General features: G+C 71.2%; 16 protein-coding genes. 7 read left to right on the top strand and 9 right to left on the bottom strand.

The genetic code is table 11. From position 1 onward, the window contains the following. Positions 1-9: 9 nt before the first annotated feature. The 5 genes from pstB to OHA68_RS10320 all read right to left on the bottom strand — a co-directional run bounded on the left by pstB (position 10) and on the right by OHA68_RS10320 (position 4,429). Positions 10-858, bottom strand: coding sequence for a phosphate ABC transporter ATP-binding protein PstB (pstB, locus tag OHA68_RS10340; protein ID WP_327107415.1), 849 nt, complete (start codon positions 856-858; stop codon positions 10-12). 9 nt (positions 859-867) lie between these two features. Beyond that, the gene (gene pstA, locus OHA68_RS10335; RefSeq protein WP_189138043.1) at positions 868-1,758 is read right to left on the bottom strand and encodes a phosphate ABC transporter permease PstA; all 891 of its coding nucleotides are present in this window, start codon (positions 1,756-1,758) and stop codon (positions 868-870) included. Beyond that, positions 1,758-2,696, bottom strand: coding sequence for a phosphate ABC transporter permease subunit PstC (gene pstC / locus OHA68_RS10330; protein ID WP_327107414.1), 939 nt, complete (start codon positions 2,694-2,696; stop codon positions 1,758-1,760). The genes pstA and pstC overlap by 1 nt, the downstream gene beginning before the upstream one ends. Before the next feature lies 1 nt (position 2,697). Then, a complete protein-coding gene (locus OHA68_RS10325; RefSeq protein WP_327107413.1) occupies positions 2,698-3,693 on the bottom strand; it encodes a PstS family phosphate ABC transporter substrate-binding protein in 996 nt (331 codons plus the stop codon). Between the two features lie 274 nt (positions 3,694-3,967). Further along, complete coding sequence (locus OHA68_RS10320; RefSeq protein ID WP_327107412.1) at positions 3,968-4,429, bottom strand: MaoC family dehydratase; 462 nt, start codon at positions 4,427-4,429, stop codon at positions 3,968-3,970. Positions 4,430-4,682: 253 nt separating this feature from the next. On the opposite strand from OHA68_RS10320, the gene OHA68_RS10315 reads away from it, so the two are divergent. Then, positions 4,683-5,891, top strand: a complete 1,209-nt coding sequence (locus tag OHA68_RS10315) for an MFS transporter (RefSeq protein WP_327107411.1) — start codon at positions 4,683-4,685, stop codon at positions 5,889-5,891. Here the strand turns inward: OHA68_RS10315 and mftR are convergent. Then, positions 5,888-6,493, bottom strand: a complete 606-nt coding sequence (gene mftR, locus OHA68_RS10310) for a mycofactocin system transcriptional regulator (protein ID WP_327107410.1) — start codon at positions 6,491-6,493, stop codon at positions 5,888-5,890. The two genes, OHA68_RS10315 and mftR, sit on opposite strands and share 4 nt — an antisense overlap. 109 nt (positions 6,494-6,602) lie before the next feature. Between mftR and mftA the strand changes: the two genes are divergently transcribed. The 6 genes from mftA to mftF all read left to right on the top strand — a co-directional run bounded on the left by mftA (position 6,603) and on the right by mftF (position 12,789). Next, on the top strand, positions 6,603-6,710 hold the full coding sequence (gene mftA / locus OHA68_RS10305) for a mycofactocin precursor MftA (protein ID WP_327107409.1): 108 nt from the start codon (positions 6,603-6,605) through the stop codon (positions 6,708-6,710). Between the two features lie 13 nt (positions 6,711-6,723). Then, a complete protein-coding gene (gene mftC, locus OHA68_RS10300) occupies positions 6,724-8,343 on the top strand; it encodes a mycofactocin radical SAM maturase (RefSeq protein ID WP_327107408.1) in 1,620 nt (539 codons plus the stop codon). A 90-nt stretch (positions 8,344-8,433) separates the two neighbouring features. Next, a complete protein-coding gene (gene mftD / locus OHA68_RS10295) occupies positions 8,434-9,603 on the top strand; it encodes a pre-mycofactocin synthase MftD (RefSeq protein WP_327107407.1) in 1,170 nt (389 codons plus the stop codon). Positions 9,604-9,648: 45 nt separating this feature from the next. Further along, the gene (mftE, locus tag OHA68_RS10290) at positions 9,649-10,419 is read left to right on the top strand and encodes a mycofactocin biosynthesis peptidyl-dipeptidase MftE (protein ID WP_327107406.1); all 771 of its coding nucleotides are present in this window, start codon (positions 9,649-9,651) and stop codon (positions 10,417-10,419) included. Between the two features lie 28 nt (positions 10,420-10,447). Then, a complete protein-coding gene (locus tag OHA68_RS10285) occupies positions 10,448-11,236 on the top strand; it encodes a mycofactocin-coupled SDR family oxidoreductase (protein WP_327107405.1) in 789 nt (262 codons plus the stop codon). 122 nt (positions 11,237-11,358) lie between these two features. Continuing rightward, entirely contained in the window at positions 11,359-12,789 is a 1,431-nt protein-coding gene (gene mftF, locus OHA68_RS10280) for a mycofactocin biosynthesis glycosyltransferase MftF (protein ID WP_327107404.1), read from the top strand. Here mftF and OHA68_RS10275 read toward each other — a convergent pair. Genes OHA68_RS10275 through OHA68_RS10265 form a run of 3 tightly spaced genes read right to left on the bottom strand, consistent with a single transcriptional unit; the run spans position 12,773 to position 16,345 of the window. Further along, a complete protein-coding gene (locus OHA68_RS10275; RefSeq protein WP_189138055.1) occupies positions 12,773-13,888 on the bottom strand; it encodes an NDMA-dependent alcohol dehydrogenase in 1,116 nt (371 codons plus the stop codon). The two genes, mftF and OHA68_RS10275, sit on opposite strands and share 17 nt — an antisense overlap. A 29-nt stretch (positions 13,889-13,917) precedes the next feature. Further along, positions 13,918-14,883 carry an LLM class F420-dependent oxidoreductase gene (locus tag OHA68_RS10270; protein WP_327107403.1) on the bottom strand — a complete coding sequence of 322 codons (966 nt, stop codon included), beginning with the start codon at positions 14,881-14,883 and terminating at the stop codon, positions 13,918-13,920. Further along, positions 14,870-16,345 (bottom strand): aldehyde dehydrogenase family protein, encoded by a 1,476-nt coding sequence (locus tag OHA68_RS10265; protein WP_327107402.1) that lies wholly within the window; start codon positions 16,343-16,345, stop codon positions 14,870-14,872. Before OHA68_RS10265 ends, OHA68_RS10270 begins: the two co-directional genes overlap by 14 nt. Between the last annotated feature and the right edge of the window lie 66 nt (positions 16,346-16,411).

The raw sequence follows: 16,411 nt of genomic DNA, 5'->3' as shown, positions 1-16,411 counted from the left end.
TGCGTCGGGTTAACCGAAACGCCCGGTGATGTAGTCCTCCGTGCGCTGGTCGGTCGGGTTCGTGAAGATGCGGCTGGTCTCGTCGAACTCCACCAGGCGGCCGTGCCGCTCGCCGTTGCCGTCGACGTCGGCGGTGAAGAAGGCGGTGCGATTGGAGACGCGGGCGGCCTGCTGCATGTTGTGCGTGACGATCACGATCGTGTAGTCGCGCGCGAGCTGCTGCATCAGGTCTTCGATCTTGGTGGTGGCGATCGGGTCGAGCGCCGAGCAGGGCTCGTCCATGAGGATGACCTCGGGCTTGACCGCGATCGCGCGCGCGATGCACAGCCGCTGCTGCTGACCGCCGGACAGCGACAGGGCGTTCTGCTTGAGCTTGTCCTTGACCTCGTCCCAGAGCGCGGCCTGGGTGAGCGCCTCCTCGACGAGCTCGTCCATCTTGCCCTTGGTGCCGTTGACGCGGGGGCCGTACGCGATGTTGTCGTAGATCGACTTGGGGAACGGGTTCGGCTTCTGGAAGACCATGCCGATGCGCCGCCGGACCTCGATCGGGTCCACGTGGTCGCCGTAGAGGTCCTCGCCGTGGTAAAGGATCTTGCCGGCCGCGCGGGCGCCGGGGATGAGGTCGTTCATCCGGTTGAAGCAGCGCAGCACCGTGCTCTTGCCGCAGCCGGAGGGGCCGATCATCGCGGTGATCTCGCGATTGCCGATCGACATGTCGACCTGGCGGACGGCTTCGTACGCGCCGTAGAAGACACTGAGGTCGGAGACGGTGAAGACCGGGTCCAGGGCCGCGGTGTTGCCAGGAGCCTGGGGGCCACGGACCGTGACGCTCGGAATGGACGTTCCTATGTCAGTCATTGTCTTCCCTTACCAGCGCTTCTGATAGCGGTTACGGAGCCAGATGGCGACGGAGTTCATCAGCAGCAGGATCAGAAGAAGGATCACGATCGCCGCCGACGCGAGGACGTGGAATCCCTCGCGCGATTGGGAGATCCAGTTGAAGATCTGGATCGGCAGGACGGTGTAGCTGGCGAAGACGCCGTCCGGGTTGAAGCGGATGAAGGACACCGCGCCCAGCATGAGCAGCGGGGCGGCCTCGCCGATCGCGCGGGACAGCGCCAGGATCGAGCCGGTCGCGATGCCGGGGATCGAGGCGGGCAGCACCTGCCGGGAGATGGTCTGCCACTGCGTCGCGCCGAGGGCGAGCGAGCCCTCCCGGATGGACGGCGGAACCGCGCGGATCGCCTCACGGGAAGCGATGATCACAATGGGCAGGACGAGCAGGCCGAGGGTCATCGACGCGGTGATCACGCTGAATCCCAGGCCGAACGTCCGGGCGATGATGCCCAGGCCGAGGATGCCGTAGACGATCGAGGGGATCGCGGCGAGGTTCTGGATGTTCAGCTCGATGACCCGGTTCCACCAGCGGGTCTTGTCGGCGTACTCCTCCAGGTAGATCGCCGCGGCGATGCCGGTCGGCAGGGTGAGGACGGCGGTCAGCGAGATGACCCAGAGGGTGCCGGTGATGGCCGACTGGGCGCCGGCGATGTCCGGATTGCGGACCGACGGCATGTTCTCCCAGAGGCGGGAGTCGATTCTCGGCCAGCCCTCCACGAGAACGTAGGAGAGCAGCGCGGCCAGGAAGACGAACGCGATGCCGAGGCTGGCGATCAGCGCGATCCGGAACAGGTGCTCCCGGACCGGGCGGCCCTTGCTCGCCAGTTGCACGGCTGAGCGTGGTGTCGAGAGAACGGCCATTACTCGTACACCTCTCGATACCTTCGCACCAGTCGGGCGCTGACGTAGTTCATCGCGAACGTCATCACGAACAGCAGTGATCCGACCGCGAAGATGGTGTTGTAGTCCACCGTGCCGATCGGCACGTCGCCCGACCCGGCCTGCGCGATGAACGCCGCCATGGTCTGCATCGCCTTGCCGAGGTCGAAGGTGAAGTTGGGCTGGCCGCCGCCGGCGATGTAGACGATCATCGTCTCGCCCGCGCCGCGGGAGACCGCCAGGATGACGGCCGCGACGATGCCGGAGAAGGCGGCGGGCAGCACGACCCGCACCGAGGTGGTCATCTTGGACGCGCCCAGGGCGAACGATCCCTCGCGGAGCGCCCGGGGCACCGCCGTCATCGCGTCCTCGGAGAGCGAGGCCACGATCGGGATGATCATGAAGCCGACGACGAGACCGGCGCAGAGCGCGTTGAAGATCTCGATCTCGAACGGGAGGATGCCGCGCAGCAGTGGGGTGACGAAGCTCAGCGCGAAGAAGCCGAAGACCACGGTCGGGATGCCCGCGAGAATCTCGAGGACGGGCTTGCAGATCTGCCTGACCCGCGGCCTGGCGTACTCCGACAGGTAGATGGCGGCGCCCAGACCCAGCGGCACGGCCACCACGACGGCGATGCCCGTGGTGATGAGGGTCGCGCTGACCAGCGGCAGCACGCCGTAGCCCGGCGGCTCGAACAGCGGGCCCCAGTTGGTGGAGGTGAAGAACTCCACCGCGCTGACCTCGCCGAAGAACCTGATCGTGGGCTCCAGGAGCGACACCACGATGCCGATGGTGGTGGCGACCGAGACCAGGGCGGCCAGCAGGAGCACGACCTTGATGATCTGCTCACCGTGACGCGGGCGCGACCGCGCCAAGGACGGTGAGGTCCCCGGCGCGGTCGCGGAGGGCGGGGTGGCCATGTCAGCCCTGCGTCTTCAGTGCGGCGTAGTCGGACTTGAGCTTGGCCTCCTGCTCGGGGTTGAGCGGGATGTACTTCGCGTCAGTCGCGATCTTGGAAATGTTGCCGACGTAGAAGTCGAGGAACGCGACGCCCTCGGGCTTCTTGGTGATCGCGGCGGACGGGTAGATGAACAGCGGCCTGGCCAGCGGCGTGTAGGTGCCGTCCTGTGCGGCCGCGACGCTCGGCGCGACACAGCCGTCGCCGGAGTCGATCTCGACGGCCTTCAGCTTGTCGGCGTTCTCCTCGAAGTAGGTGAACCCGAAGTAGCCGAGGCCGCCCTTGGAGCCGCTGACGCCCTGGACGGTGACGTTGTCGTCCTCGCTGGGGCTGTAGTCCTTGCGGCTCGCGCCCTCTTCGCCGTTGATCTCATCGGTGAAGTAGTCGAAGGTGCCCGAGTCGGTGCCCGCGCCGAACAGCTTCAGCGGCTCGTCCGGGAACTTGGCGTCGATCTGCTTCCAGGTGGTGATCTTGCCGTCGGCCGCCGGCTCCCACATCTTCTTGAGCTGGGCGGTGGTCAGGCACTTCGCCCAGGTGTTGTCCTTGTTCACGACCACGGTGAGGGCGTCGGTCGCGACGGTGAGCTCGGAGAACTTGACGCCCTTGGCCTCGCACGCGGCCTTCTCCTCGTCCTTGATCGGACGGGAGGCGTCAGAGATGTCGGTCTCACCGTTGCAGAACTTCTCAAAGCCGCCACCGGTGCCGGAAGTGCCCACCGTCACATTGATCTTGGGCTGCTCTTCGGCGAAGAACTCTGCCGCGGCGCTCGTCAAGGGGGCTACCGTGCTGGAGCCGTCCGCCTTGACCTGCCCGCTCAGCTCGGCGCCCGCGGCCTGGGAAGCGGTCGCGGTGCCGTCCCCGGCCGGCGGAGTGGTGTTGGTGCCGCCGCATGCGGCGGAAAGAGCCACAACGATGGCGGCCGTCGCCGCCGCGCTGAGGCGGCGCTGTCCACTGGTCACGGTGTGCGTCCTTCTCCGTAGTAAGAGCTGTTCTTTGCTGCATCTCGATACAAACGGCACAAGGTGAACAGACGGAAAACGGGTCGTGACCACGGGTGGAAGGGGTGTGCGGAAAGGTGTGAACCCTTGGTAAGAGGGGCGCTCACCAGGGCGGCGGCACTCTTGGACAGCCGGCGTTCACCTGGAGGTCATGGCCTCTTCAGCGGCGGTGACGCGCGAACGGCCCGCGAGCCGGAGCGCGCGGGCCGTACGTGTTACGTGTTCCTGGGGGCCGTCAGACGAGTTGGCGGAGCAGGATGGTCGCGGCGCAGGCCGGCTTGGCGGCGCCCTCGACGGTGAAGACCATGGTGATGGTGAGCTGCACCCCGCCGGTGACGTCGGCGACGTGGTCCAGGGTCGCGGTGGCGCGCAGCTTGCTCCCGACAGGGACGGGCGAAGGAAAACGGACCCTCTCGCAGCCGTAGTTGATGCCCAGGCTGAAGCCCGTCAGCTTGATGATCTCCGGGAGGAGGCGGGGGACCAGGGACAGCGTGAGGTAGCCGTGCGCGATCGGGCCGCCGAAGGGACCGTTCCTGGCGCGTTCGGGGTCGACGTGGATCCACTGGTGATCGCCCGTGGCGTCGGCGAACCGGTTGACCGCCTCCTGGGTGACCTCGTACAGGCCGCTCTGCCCGAGCGGCTCGCCGATGGGCAGCGCGCGCACGCCCTCGACGCCGTTGACGATGATGGCCGCCATGTCACAATCCTCCGAGGTCGAGCGGGGCCGGCTTGAAGTCCTGCAGCCGCCCCGCGTACGTGCCGGTGAACAGGTCGCTGACCGCCTGCGGGGTCCACCCGTGGCGACGGTAAGGCGTATTGACCCGGTTCGACGTTATGGAGCGACGGCGGCCCGGCGGATGCGCCCGATGACGGCACCGGCGCAGGGCCTCCAGCGCGTACGACCTACGTCATTTGTCCCGCATGGCAGTGGGTCTGCAATCCTGTGGTTGATGTCCCCCATCAATCTGACGGCGTTGCGGAATCCGGCCTTCCGGCTGCTCGCGGCGGCGCAGCTCGGGTTCGTGCTGGGCGAGCAGATCCTCGTGGTCGCCGTCACCGTCTCGCTGCTCGACGCCGGAGGCGACGCCGCCACCGTGGGGGTCGTGCTCGCCGCCAAGGGCATCGCGTCGTTGAGCCTGCTCCTGGTCGGCGGCGTATGGTCCGACCGCCTTCCGCGACGGCGCATCCTGATCATCATGCTGGGCATCGACGCCGCCGCCGCGATCGTCCCGGTCCTCTTCCTCGCGGGCCGGCCGCCCGCCTGGTCGCTGGCGGCGGTGCTGTTCGCGGTCGGCGCGGCGGAGTCGTTCATCCGGCCGGCCTTCAACGCCATGCTGGCGAGCACGCTGACGGAGGAGCAGCGCGTCTCCGGCCGGGCCGTCGTCAACATCTGCACGCGGGTGGGCGTCATCGCCGGCCCGGTGCTCGGCACGCTGCTGGCGAGCGGTCTCGACCTCCTCCCGTTCGTGCTGGCGGCGGTCGTCTTCGCGGCCGGCGCGGCGACGTTCCGCCGGGTACGGGAACCCGCGTGGACGCCGGCGGCTCGCCGCTCGGTGCTGGGTGAGGCGTGGGCGGGGTTCGCCGAGGCGGGGCGCCGGCCGTGGCTGACGGCGCTGCTCCTGTTCTCCCCGGTCAGCCTCATGTTCGTGATCGCGCCGAGCCAGGTCCTGCTGCCGCTGCTGAGCCGCGACACCTTCGGCTCCTACACGGCGTACGGCACGGCCCTCGCGTGCTACGGCGCCGGCGGCCTGATCAGCAGTGTCACCATGATGGCCTGGCAGCCGAGGCGGCCGGGGGTCGTGGCCGTGTGCTCGATGTCCCTGTACGCGCTGGTCCCGCTGGCCCTGCTGTACGCCCCCTCCGTCGGAGTGCTGTTCTGCTGCTACCTCGTGGCCGGCTTCGGCGTCGAGACGTACGCCCTCACCTGGGACGTCGCGATGTACCGGGAGGTGCCGGACCACCTGATCGGGCGGATCACCTCGCTGGCCTGGCTCAGCACCTTCGGCCTGATGCCGTTCGGCCAGGCGCTGACCGGACCCCTGACGACCCTGCTGGGCACCGACGCCGTCCTCCTGGGCGCGGCGGGCCTGGTGCTGGTGATCCCGCCGTGCCTGCTCCTCGTACGGGGGATGACCCACCTGCGAGGCATCCGGCGTTAGGCAGGGTCCTCACGCAGGTAGTGGCGCAGGCCGGTGAGGGCTGCGTCCAGGAGGGTGGGGAGGGAGGCGTCCTCGGTGTCCAGCCACTGTTCGTACGCCGACAGTGCCATCCCCAGGCTCACATGTCCGATCGTGCGAGGGAGCAGGTCGTGGGGGGACAGGCCGTACCTCTCGGCGGTGTAGTCGGCGATCACGGCGCGCCAGGCGGCGTATTTCAGGGCGGAGTGCGCCTGCAGCGCGGGGGTGGTGAGGAGGAGGCGCATGCGTTCGCGGTGCTGGGGGATCGCGGCCTCGTCCAGGTGGTTGAAGTCGAGCACGGCCTGGTGCACCGCCCGGTGGACCGGGATGTCCAGGGGGGTGGCCCGCAGGAACGCGCGCAGGTGCGCGAGACCGGCCTCGAACTGGCCCCAGGGGATGTCGTTCTTGGACGGGTAGTAGCGGAACAGCGTGCGCCGGCCGATGCCCGCGGCTTCGGCGATGGCGTCCACGGTCGTTTCCTCGAAGCCCCGGACCGCGAACAGCCGGAACGCCGCCCGCTCGATCGCGCCGAGGTCTGTGGCGGGGCGGCGGCCGGGCGCCTGCCTGGGTCGGCTGCTCACCATCCCCCTGAAGGTACTCCACAAGTAGGGCCTTCCTTTTTGGCCCTCGGTGTCATTAAGTAGTTGATGCACTCGGTGCCGCAATTGCGCCGCCCCCGACCGAGGAGTAGTCATGGACGACAAGACCACCTCCACCACCTCCACCACCGAGACGGACGAGCTCATCGAGGAGACGCTGCTGGAAGAGGTCTCCATCGACGGCATGTGCGGCGTCTACTAGCCGGCGCGCGGCGATGACGAGCCCGCTCGACCAGGCCTGGGAGCTTTCCCCCAGCGTCGCCCTGCGGCCGGAGACCTTCGGGGCGATGGCCTACCACTTCGGCAACCGGCGCCTGACCTTCCTCAAGCGCACCGAGCTGGTCTCGGTCGTCGGCGCTCTCGCCGACCAGCCCGACGCCCGCGCCGCGCTGACGTACGCCGGAGTTCCCGCCGCCCGCTGGCCCGCCTACGCCCAGGCGCTGCGCAGCCTGGCGGCGACCGACATGATCAGATTGCGTACGGAAGCAGGGACGCCGCCACAGGCGCTCACCCCGGCGGCCCCGGCACGCACGGTGGGCGGGGGGAGTGCGGCGGCGAGTGGGTCGAGCGGGGCGGCGAGGACGGCGGCGAGTGGGGCGCTGGTTCGGCGGTTCGAGCAGGGGCTCGCCGCGCCCATCTGCCTGACCTGGGAGCTCACCTACGCGTGCAACCTGTCCTGCGTGCACTGCCTGTCGTCGTCCGGGCGGCGTGACCCCCGCGAGCTGAGCACCGAGCAGTGCAAGGCGGTGATCGACGAGCTGCGCGACATGCAGGTCTTCTACGTCAACATCGGCGGCGGCGAGCCGACCGTGCGGCCCGACTTCTGGGAGCTGCTGGCATACGCGGTCAGCCAGAAGGTCGGCGTGAAGTTCTCCACGAACGGCGTCCGCCTCACGCCGGAACGGGCCCGATTCCTGGCGGCCACGGACTACGTGGACGTGCAGGTGTCGCTCGACGGCGCCACGGCGGAGGTCAACGACCGGGTACGCGGCGCGGGATCGTACGTGACCGCGCTGCGGGCGCTGGACGCCCTGGCCGCGGCCGGGTTCGAGAACGCCAAGCTGTCCGTGGTCATGACCAGGGAGAACATCGGCCAGCTCGACGCGTTCAAGGCCATCGCGGACGCCAGGGGAGCGACCCTCCGGCTCACCCGGCTGCGCCCGTCGGGCCGCGGCGCCGACGTGTGGGACGACCTGCATCCGACGGCCGCCCAGCAGCGCGAACTGTACGAGTGGCTGCTGCGGGCGGGCGAGGACGTGCTCACCGGCGACTCGTTCTTCCACCTGGCCGGCTACGGCGAGTCCCTGCCGGGGCTGAACCTGTGCGGCGCGGGCCGGGTCGTCTGCCTGATCGATCCGGTCGGCGACGTGTACGCGTGCCCGTTCGCCATCCATGACCGCTTCCACGCCGGCAACGTGCTCACCGACGGCGACTTCGCCACCGTGTGGCGGGAGTCGGAGTTGTTCAAGGAGCTGCGCTCACCCCAGACCGGCGGCGCCTGCTCCGGGTGCGACTTCTACGACTCCTGCCGGGGCGGGTGCATGGCGGCCAAGTTCTTCACCGGGCTGCCGCTGGACGGGCCGGACCCCGAATGCGTCCAGGGATACGCCGAAGGCGCGCTCGCCGCGCCCGGCCGTACGACGCCCAAGCCCGGCCAGGACCACTCCCACCGCACCCGCCCCGGCGGCGCGCGGCCGGTGCCGGTGACCATCGGACGCCGCCCCACTCCGGCCGCGCCGCCGGTGCCGGTGACCCTTGGGCGCCGCCCTGCCCCAGCCGCTCCACCTGTGCACGCGTGCGCCGAGAGCCCGCTCGCCGGGTTCTCCGACGGTTAGGAGAACGTCGGGTTCTGCGACGGTTAGGAGAACGTCGGGTTCTGCGACGGCCAGGAAATCGCCGGGTTCTGCGACGAGGAAAGAGGTGCGATGGCGAACGCGTGGTTCGAGACGGTGGCGGAGGCGCAGCGGCGGGCGCGGCGCCGGCTGCCCAGGTCGGTCTACTCGGCGCTGCTGGCCGGCTCGGAACGAGGCCGGACCTACCGCGACAACCTGGCCGCGTTCGCCGAGCTCGGCTTCGCGCCGCACGTGGCGGACCTGCCCGCCAAGCGGGATCTGGGCACCACGGTGATGGGTCAGCAGATCTCGATGCCGGTGCTCATCTCGCCCACCGGGGTGCAGGCCGTACACCCTGATGGGGAGGTGGCGGTGGCGCGCGCCGCGGCGGCGCGCGGCACGGTCATGGGGTTGAGCAACTTCGCGAGCAAGTCCGTGGAGGAGGTCGTGCCGGCCAACCCGCAGACCTTCTTCCAGATGTACTGGATGGGCAGCAAGGACTCCATGGCCGGGCACATGGAGCGGGCCCGCGACGCCGGGGTCAAGGGGCTGATCGTCACCCTGGACTGGACGTTCTCCCACAGCCGGGACTGGGGCAGCCCGTGGATCCCGGACAAGCTGGACCTGAAGGCGGTGGCCCGGCTCGCGCCGCAGACGCTGGCGCGGCCGCGGTGGCTGCTCGACTTCGTCAAGTCCGGCCGGCTGCCCGACCTGACCGTCCCCAACGTGTCGGAGCCGGGCAGGCCGGCCCCGACGTTCTTCGGCGCGTACGGCGAGTGGATGCGGACACCGCCGCCGAGCTGGGAGGACGTGCGGTGGATGCGGGAGCAGTGGGGCGGGCCGTTCATGCTCAAGGGCATCGGCCGTCGCGACGACGCCTGCCGGGCGGTGGACATCGGCGTCACCGCGATCTCGGTGTCCAACCACGGCGGGAACAACCTGGACGGCACACCCGCCACGATCCGCCTGCTGCCCGGCATCGCGGCCGCCGTCGGCCACGAGATCGAGGTCCTGATGGACGGCGGTGTACGGCGCGGCGGTGACGTGGTCAAGGCGGTCGCGCTGGGCGCGCGGGCGGTGATGATCGGCCGCGCCTGCCTGTGGGGGCTGGCGGCGAACGGGCAGGCGGGCGTGGAGAACGTCCTGGACGTGCTGCGCAACGGGATCGACTCGGCGCTGCTGGGCCTCGGCCGGGCTTCCGTGCACGACCTGGTGCCCGGTGACGTGGTGCTGCCGCCGGGGTTCACCCGCGAGATCGGCTGACTGCGTGATGAGGCGGCGGCCTGTGCGAGATCGGCGGACTACCCGATGAGGCGGTGGCCTGCCCCGAAGGGTGATCCTCTGTCCGAGGAGGGTGACGAGCGTGCGCTGGCGGGTCTGGCCTGGTCCGCGCTGCCGGCTTCGCCCACGGTCCTGGTGCCGCTCGGCTCCACCGAGCAGCACGGTCCGCACCTGCCGCTGCACACCGACACGACCATCGCGACGGCGGTGGCGCGGGCCGTGGCCGCCCGCCTCCGGTTTCTGGTGGCGCCCGCCGTCGCGTACGGTGCCAGCGGCGAGCACCAGGACTTCCCCGGCACGATGTCCATCGGGACCGAGGCGCTTCAGGTCCTGCTGGTCGAGCTCGTCCGGTCCCTGTCCCGCTGGGCCGGGCAGGTCGTGATCGTCAACGGGCACGGCGGCAACCTGCGCGCCCTGGCCGCCGCCGTGGCGCGGTTACGGTACGAGGGGCACGCCGTGGTGTGGGCACCCTGTACGACCCCCGGCACCGACGCCCACGCCGGCCATGCCGAGACCTCGCTCATGCTGCACCTGGCCCCGCACCTGGTGGACCTGGCACGGGCCGCGCCGGGCAACCTCACCCCGCTCGCCGACCTTTTGCCCACGCTCACGGCCGAGGGCGTCGCCGCCGTGTCCCCGTCCGGCGTGCTCGGCGACCCCACCACGGCCTCCGCGGAGGCCGGCCGCCACCTGTTCGAGCAACTGACCGCCGACGTGACGACCCGAATCCGAACCGGCGAGGTGGACCGCACAGGCCGCCTCCTGAAACCGGCCGCGTCCGGGAGCAGAGGTGAGTGAGGGGCCGGTGGCTGCTGGTGGAGGGCGGGTGGCGTTGGTGACCGGGGCGGCGCGGGGGATCGGGGCGGCTGCCGTACGGGCTCTGTGTGCCAAGGGGTATCGGGTCGTCGCGGTCGACGGTTGTGCGGGGGATGGGCCCAAGCGGCCTGCCGGTGTGGGCTATGCGCTGGCGACCAAGGGTGAGCTGGAGGAGTTGGCCGGTGACCACCCCGACGCGGTCGTACCGTATGTCGCGGATGTGCGCGACCCCGATGCTCTGGCGGAGGCCGCGGCCCTGGCCGTGGCGCGGTTCGGGCGGCTGGACGCGGTCGTGGCCGCCGCGGCGGTCATCGTCGGCGGCCGGCCGCTGTGGGAGACGCCGGTCGCGCATGTGCACACCCTGTGGGAAATCGACGTGCTCGGCGTGTGGAACACGGCCGCCGCGTGTGTCCCGCACCTGCTGGATGGGCCCGAGCCGGGTGGGTGCCGGTTCGTCGCGGTGGCCTCGGCCGCCGGGTCCCACGGGCTGCTCCGCCTGTCGGCCTACACGATGGCCAAGCACGCCGTGGTCGGCCTGGTCCGGGGGCTCGCCGCCGACCTGGTCGGCACCGGCGTGACCGCGGTCGCCGTCTCTCCCGGCTCGACCCGTACGCCCATGCTCAGTGCCACCGCCGACCTCTACGCCCTGGACACCATGGACGCCTTCGCCTCCTCCCAACTCCTGCGCCGCCTCATCGACCCCGCAGAGATCGCCGCGACGATCGCGTTCTGCTGCTCCCCAGAGGGAGGCGTCCTCAACGGATCCGTGGTGTCAGCGGACGGAGGCTTCACCCCGTGACCGCCCCGATCCCTCCGTCGAGCGGCGCGGCTTCACCCGTGACCGCCCCGATCCCTCCGGCGGGCGGCGCGGTTCCGCCCGTGACCGCCTCGATGCCTCCGGCGGATGGCGCGGTTCCGCCCGTGAGCGGTCCGCTGCCGGTCGGGTTCGCCGTTCGGTTGAATCGGCACGTCCGGGTCCGGGACGGTGGTCGGACCCTCGTCGGTGGGGCGCCGACGCGGGTGCTCTACCTCACCGAGCGCGCCAGGGCGCTGATCGTCGATCGCACCGTACGGGTGACCGGCCGGGCCACGGCCACGCTCGCCGACCGGCTGCTCGAAACCGGCATGGCCGACCCGATCGTGGCGGAGTTGCCCGGCCGCGACCTGTCCCAGGTGACGGTCGTCGTTCCGATCCGCGACCGTCCCGGCCCGCTGGACAGGCTGCTGGCCTGTCTGGACGACCGCCTGCGCGTGGTCGTGGTCGACGACGGCTCCGCGGACCCGGAGGCCATCGCCGCGGTGGCGGCCGCCCATCGGGCCGAGCTGGTCGCGCTGGCCGTGAACGGTGGCCCCGCCGCGGCCAGGAACGCGGGGCTGCGCCGGGTCACCACCCCCTACGTCGCCTTCGTCGACTCCGACGTGGTCCTCGACCCCGACGCGCTGCCGCTCCTGCTGCGCCACTTCGCCGACCCGAGGGTGGCCATGGCCGCACCGCGCGTGCTGGGACTGCGCATGCCGGGCCGGGACCGGTGGATCCGCCGGTACGAGGACGCGCGCTCCTCGCTCGACCTCGGCGTGGAGCCGGGGATCGTCCGGCCCCGCGCCCCCGTCTCCTGGGTGCCGAGCGCCTGTCTGCTGGCCCGGGTGGACGCGCTGGGCGACGGGTTCAGCGCCGACATGCGCGTCGCCGAGGACGTCGACCTGGTGTGGCGGCTCGCCGCCGCCGGCCGGCGGATCCGCTACGAGCCCACGGCGGTCGTACGGCACGAGCACCGTACGGACGTGCACGACTGGCTCGCCCGCAAGGCGTTCTACGGCACCGGCGCGCACCTGCTGGCCCAGCGCCACGGGACGAACGTGGCACCCGTCGTGCTGGCACCCTGGAGCGTGGGCTTCGTCCTCGCGCTGCTCGCCCAGCGGCGCTGGTCCCTGCCCGTCGCCGCGCTGTTCCTCGGCGTGGCCGCCGCCCGGATCGCGCGCAAGGTCGAGGGGAGCGCGCACCCGCGACGCCTGGGCCTGCGGCTGGCCGTGGACGGCGCGGTCGCCTCGGTCTGGCAGGCCGCCGCGCTCCTGCTGCGCCACTGGTGGCCGGTGGCCGCCGTCGGCTGCCTGTTCTCCAGAAGACTGCGCCGCGCCATGGTCGCGGCCACCGTGCTCGACACCGTGGTCGATCTACGCCGCACGAGGGCGCACCTGGACCCGATCAGGTACGCCCTCGCCCGCCGCCTCGACGACGCGGCCTACGGCTGCGGCGTCTGGTACGGCGCGATCCGCGGCCGTTCACCCCGAGCCCTGCTACCGGACGTCCAGTGGCAGGCCCGGGGCCGGCGCCCGGTCAATCGTGGACGATGACGCCGCGGATGTTCTTGCCGTCGGCCAGGTCCTGGTAGGCGTCGTTCACCTGGTCGAGCCGGTACCGCTGGGTGATCAGCTCGTCGAGCTTGAGGTCGCCCGCGCGGTACAGCCCGAGCAGCTTGGGCACGTCGTACAGCGGGTTGCAGTCGCCGAACAGCGCGCCACGGATCTGGCGCTGGTAGCCGATCAGCAGGCCCGCGCGGAAGTGCACCGCCTGCTCGTTCATCTTCCCGACCGCGGTGACGGTGACCTTGCCGCCCTTGCCGACCATCGCGACCGCCGCCTGCACGATCTCCTCGGTGAGCACGCCGGGGGTGAGGATCGCGTGGTCGGCGAGCTGTCCCCAGGTGGTGTCGACGATGAAGTCGTGCGCCTCGGCGGCGGTGGCGAAGGTGTGCGTGGCGCCGAAGGTCTTGGCCATGTCCCGCTTGAACGCGACCGGGTCGACGACGACCACGTTCTTCGCCCCGGCGTACCGGGCGCCCTGCACCGCGTTGCTGCCCACGCCGCCCGCACCGAAGATCGCTACGGTGTCCCCGGCCCGCACCCCGGCGGCGTACACGGCCGAGCCCCAGCCGGTCGGCACGCCGCAGCCGACCAGCGCGCCGATCTCGAACGGGATGTCGTCGGCCAGCGGGAGGCACGCGTACTCCGACACCACCGCGTACTCGGAGAAGGTGCCCAGGGTGCAGAAGCCGCCGAGGTCCTCCTCGCCGAGGTGGAAGCGGAAGGTGCCGTCGAGGAACATGCCGGTGCCGGCGTTCAAGCCCTTGACGCACATGTTCTGATGGCCGGTCGAGCAGGGCCGGCAGGCGCCGCACGCCGGGATGTAGGAGCAGATGATCCGGTCGCCGGGCTTGACCCGGCGCACGTCCGGGCCGACCGACTCGACCACGCCGGCGCCCTCGTGGCCGCCCACCACGGGGAAGCGCACGCCGGCGTCGCCCTTGGTGATGTGGTCGTCGGAGTGGCACAGCCCGGAGGCGTGGAACTTCACCCGCACCTCGTGCGCCTTGGGCGCGTCGAGCTGGAGCTCGGCCAGCTCCCAGCCGGTGTGCGGTCGGCGGGCGATGGCGGCGCGAGTGGTGAGGCTCATCGGGACTCCTTGAGCGTGGTCGGGCGATCTCACGGCGTCGCGACCTTCATCGCCGTGACGTGGGGCAGGACCTCGGCGCCGATCAGGGCAATGTGGTCCAGGTCGTGAATGTCGTAGATGTGCAGGTAGACGGTGTCGACGCCGAGACCGCCGAGCTCCGCGATCCGCTCGGTGAGCATCGCGGGGGTGCCGATGAGGGCGTTGGTCCGGATGAAGTCCGAGCCGATGACGGACGCCCGGCGCTCCGTCTCGGCCGGGGTGCCGCCGACGGCCGTCGGGATGACCGAGGAACGGCGCGGCTCGGCCGGGTCGCGGCCGATCGCCTCGCAGGCCCGGCTGAAGGTGCCCAGCCGCTCGCGCAGGTCGCCGCCGAGCGCGGTGTTGAACTCGCTCGCGTACCTGGCCGCGATGGCCGGGGTGCGCCGCGGCCCCGACCCGCCGATCAGGATCGGCGGGTACGGCGACTGCACCGGGCGGGGCGGATTGCGGTTGGCCTCGATCCGGTAGTGGGCGCCGTCGAAGGAGAAGCCGTCCGGGTCGCCGGGCGGCGTGCCCCACAGCCCGGTGATGACGGCGAGCTGCTCCTCCAGCCGGTCGAACCGCTCCCGCTGCGCCGGGAACGGGATGCCGAACGCGGCATGCTCACGCTCGAACCAGCCGGTGCCCAGGCCGAGTTCGACCCGGCCGCCGCTCATCTGGTCCACCGAGGCGACGATGGTCGCCAGCAGGCCGGGATGGCGGAACGTGGCCGCGCCCATCAGCGCGCCGAGCCGTACCCGCTGGGTGTCGCGAGCGAGCGCGCCGAGCGTCGTCCAGCAGTCGGTGGGCTGGTAGGCCGGGTCGTCGGGGACGACGCCGAGCAGGTGGTCGGAGCGGAAGAAGGCGTCGAACCCGGCGTCCTCGACGGCCAGCGCCATCGCCAGGAAGTCGGCGTAGGCGCCGCCGTGCTGGGGCTCCACCAGGACGCGGAGCCGGATGCCGTCACCGGGTGCCACGCAGCGACACCGCCTTCACCTGGGTGTAGTCCTGCACGGCCTCGGCGCTCATGGTCCGGCCGAAGCCGCTCTTGCGGTAGCCGCCGAACGGCGCGCCGATCACGCCGGGCCCGAACGCGGCGTTCACCGAGACCTGACCCGCCTGCAGCCCGCGCGCCATCCGCACCGCGCGGCCGACGTCGGCCGTCCACACCGAGGCGACCAGGCCATAGTCGGTGCCGTTGGCGACCGCCAGCGCCTCCTCCTCGTCGTCGACCGGCAGCACCGACAGCACCGGCCCGAAGATCTCCTCCTGAGCGATGCGCATGCCCGGGTCCACCTGGTCGAACAGGGTGGCCTCGACGAAGTAGCCGCGCTCGAACTCCTCGCCCTCGGGCACGCCGCCGCCGGTGACCAGCTCGGCCCCCTCCTGCCGGCCGAGCTCGATGTAGCCGAGCACCCGGTCGTGCTGCTTGCCGTTGATCAGCGGGCCCATCTGCACCGGCTGGTGCCACGGCCCCACCGTGATCCGGCGCATCTCCTCGGCGAGCCGGCGCACCACCTCGGCGTGCACCGAGCGCTCCACGACGACGCGGGAGCCGGCCGCGCAGATCTGGCCGGTGTTCAGCGTGATGCCGCGCACGATCGTCGGGATCGCCGCGTCCAGGTCCGCGTCGGCGCAGATCACCTGCGGCGACTTGCCGCCCAGCTCCAGGTGCAGCGGAGTGAGGTTCTTGGCGCAGGCCGCCATCACCAGCGACCCGGTCTCCGGCGACCCGGTGAAGCTCACCCGGTTCACCCCTCGATGCGCCGGCACTGCCGCTCCGGCCTCGTGCCCGTAGCCGGTGACGACGTTGATCACGCCCGCCGGGATGCCCGCCTCCATCGCCAGCTTGGCCAGCGCCAGCGGGGTCAGCGGCGCGTCCTCGGCCGGCTTGACCACGATCGTGTTGCCCGCCGCGACGGCCGCGCCGACCTCACTGGCGAACATCGGGCCGGGCGCGTTCCACGGGATGATGACACCCACCACCCCGTACGGCTCCCGCAACGTCATGCCGAGCACGCCGGGGGTGTGGGTCGGCATCGTGTGCCCGAGCACCTTGTCGGCCTGCCCGGCGATGAAGGTGAGGATCCTCGGCATCGGCGACGGGCCCCAGTGCGGGCGGCCGACCTCCTGCGACTCGATCCGGTCGATCTCGGCCGCGTGCCGCTGGATCAGCTCCGCCCACCGGGCGACCAGGCCGCCGCGCTCGGTCGCGTTGGTGTCGCGCCAGGCGGGGAACGCCGCGGTGGCCGCCCTGACGGCGTGGTCGACGTCCACGGCGGTGCCGCGCGGCACCCGGGCGAGCACCTCGCGGGTCGCCGGGTTGATCACCTCGATGGTCTCTCCGCCTGCCGCGGGAACCCACTCGCCGCCGATCAGGTGCGCGTTGTCGATGATGAGAGGCGAGTTGGTCGCCGACTCGGACAGGACGCTCGTCATGGGGAACTCCTCAGTGCTCTGACGGCTCAGTGCTTGATCGACTCGGTGCTCGGAACGACTCCGTGC

This window comes from Nonomuraea glycinis, from assembly GCF_035920485.1.
GTDB classification, from domain to species: Bacteria; Actinomycetota; Actinomycetes; order Streptosporangiales; family Streptosporangiaceae; genus Nonomuraea; species Nonomuraea glycinis.
Note: the sequence above shows the minus strand (reverse complement) of the source record. Positions and strands in the feature narration are given on the sequence as shown.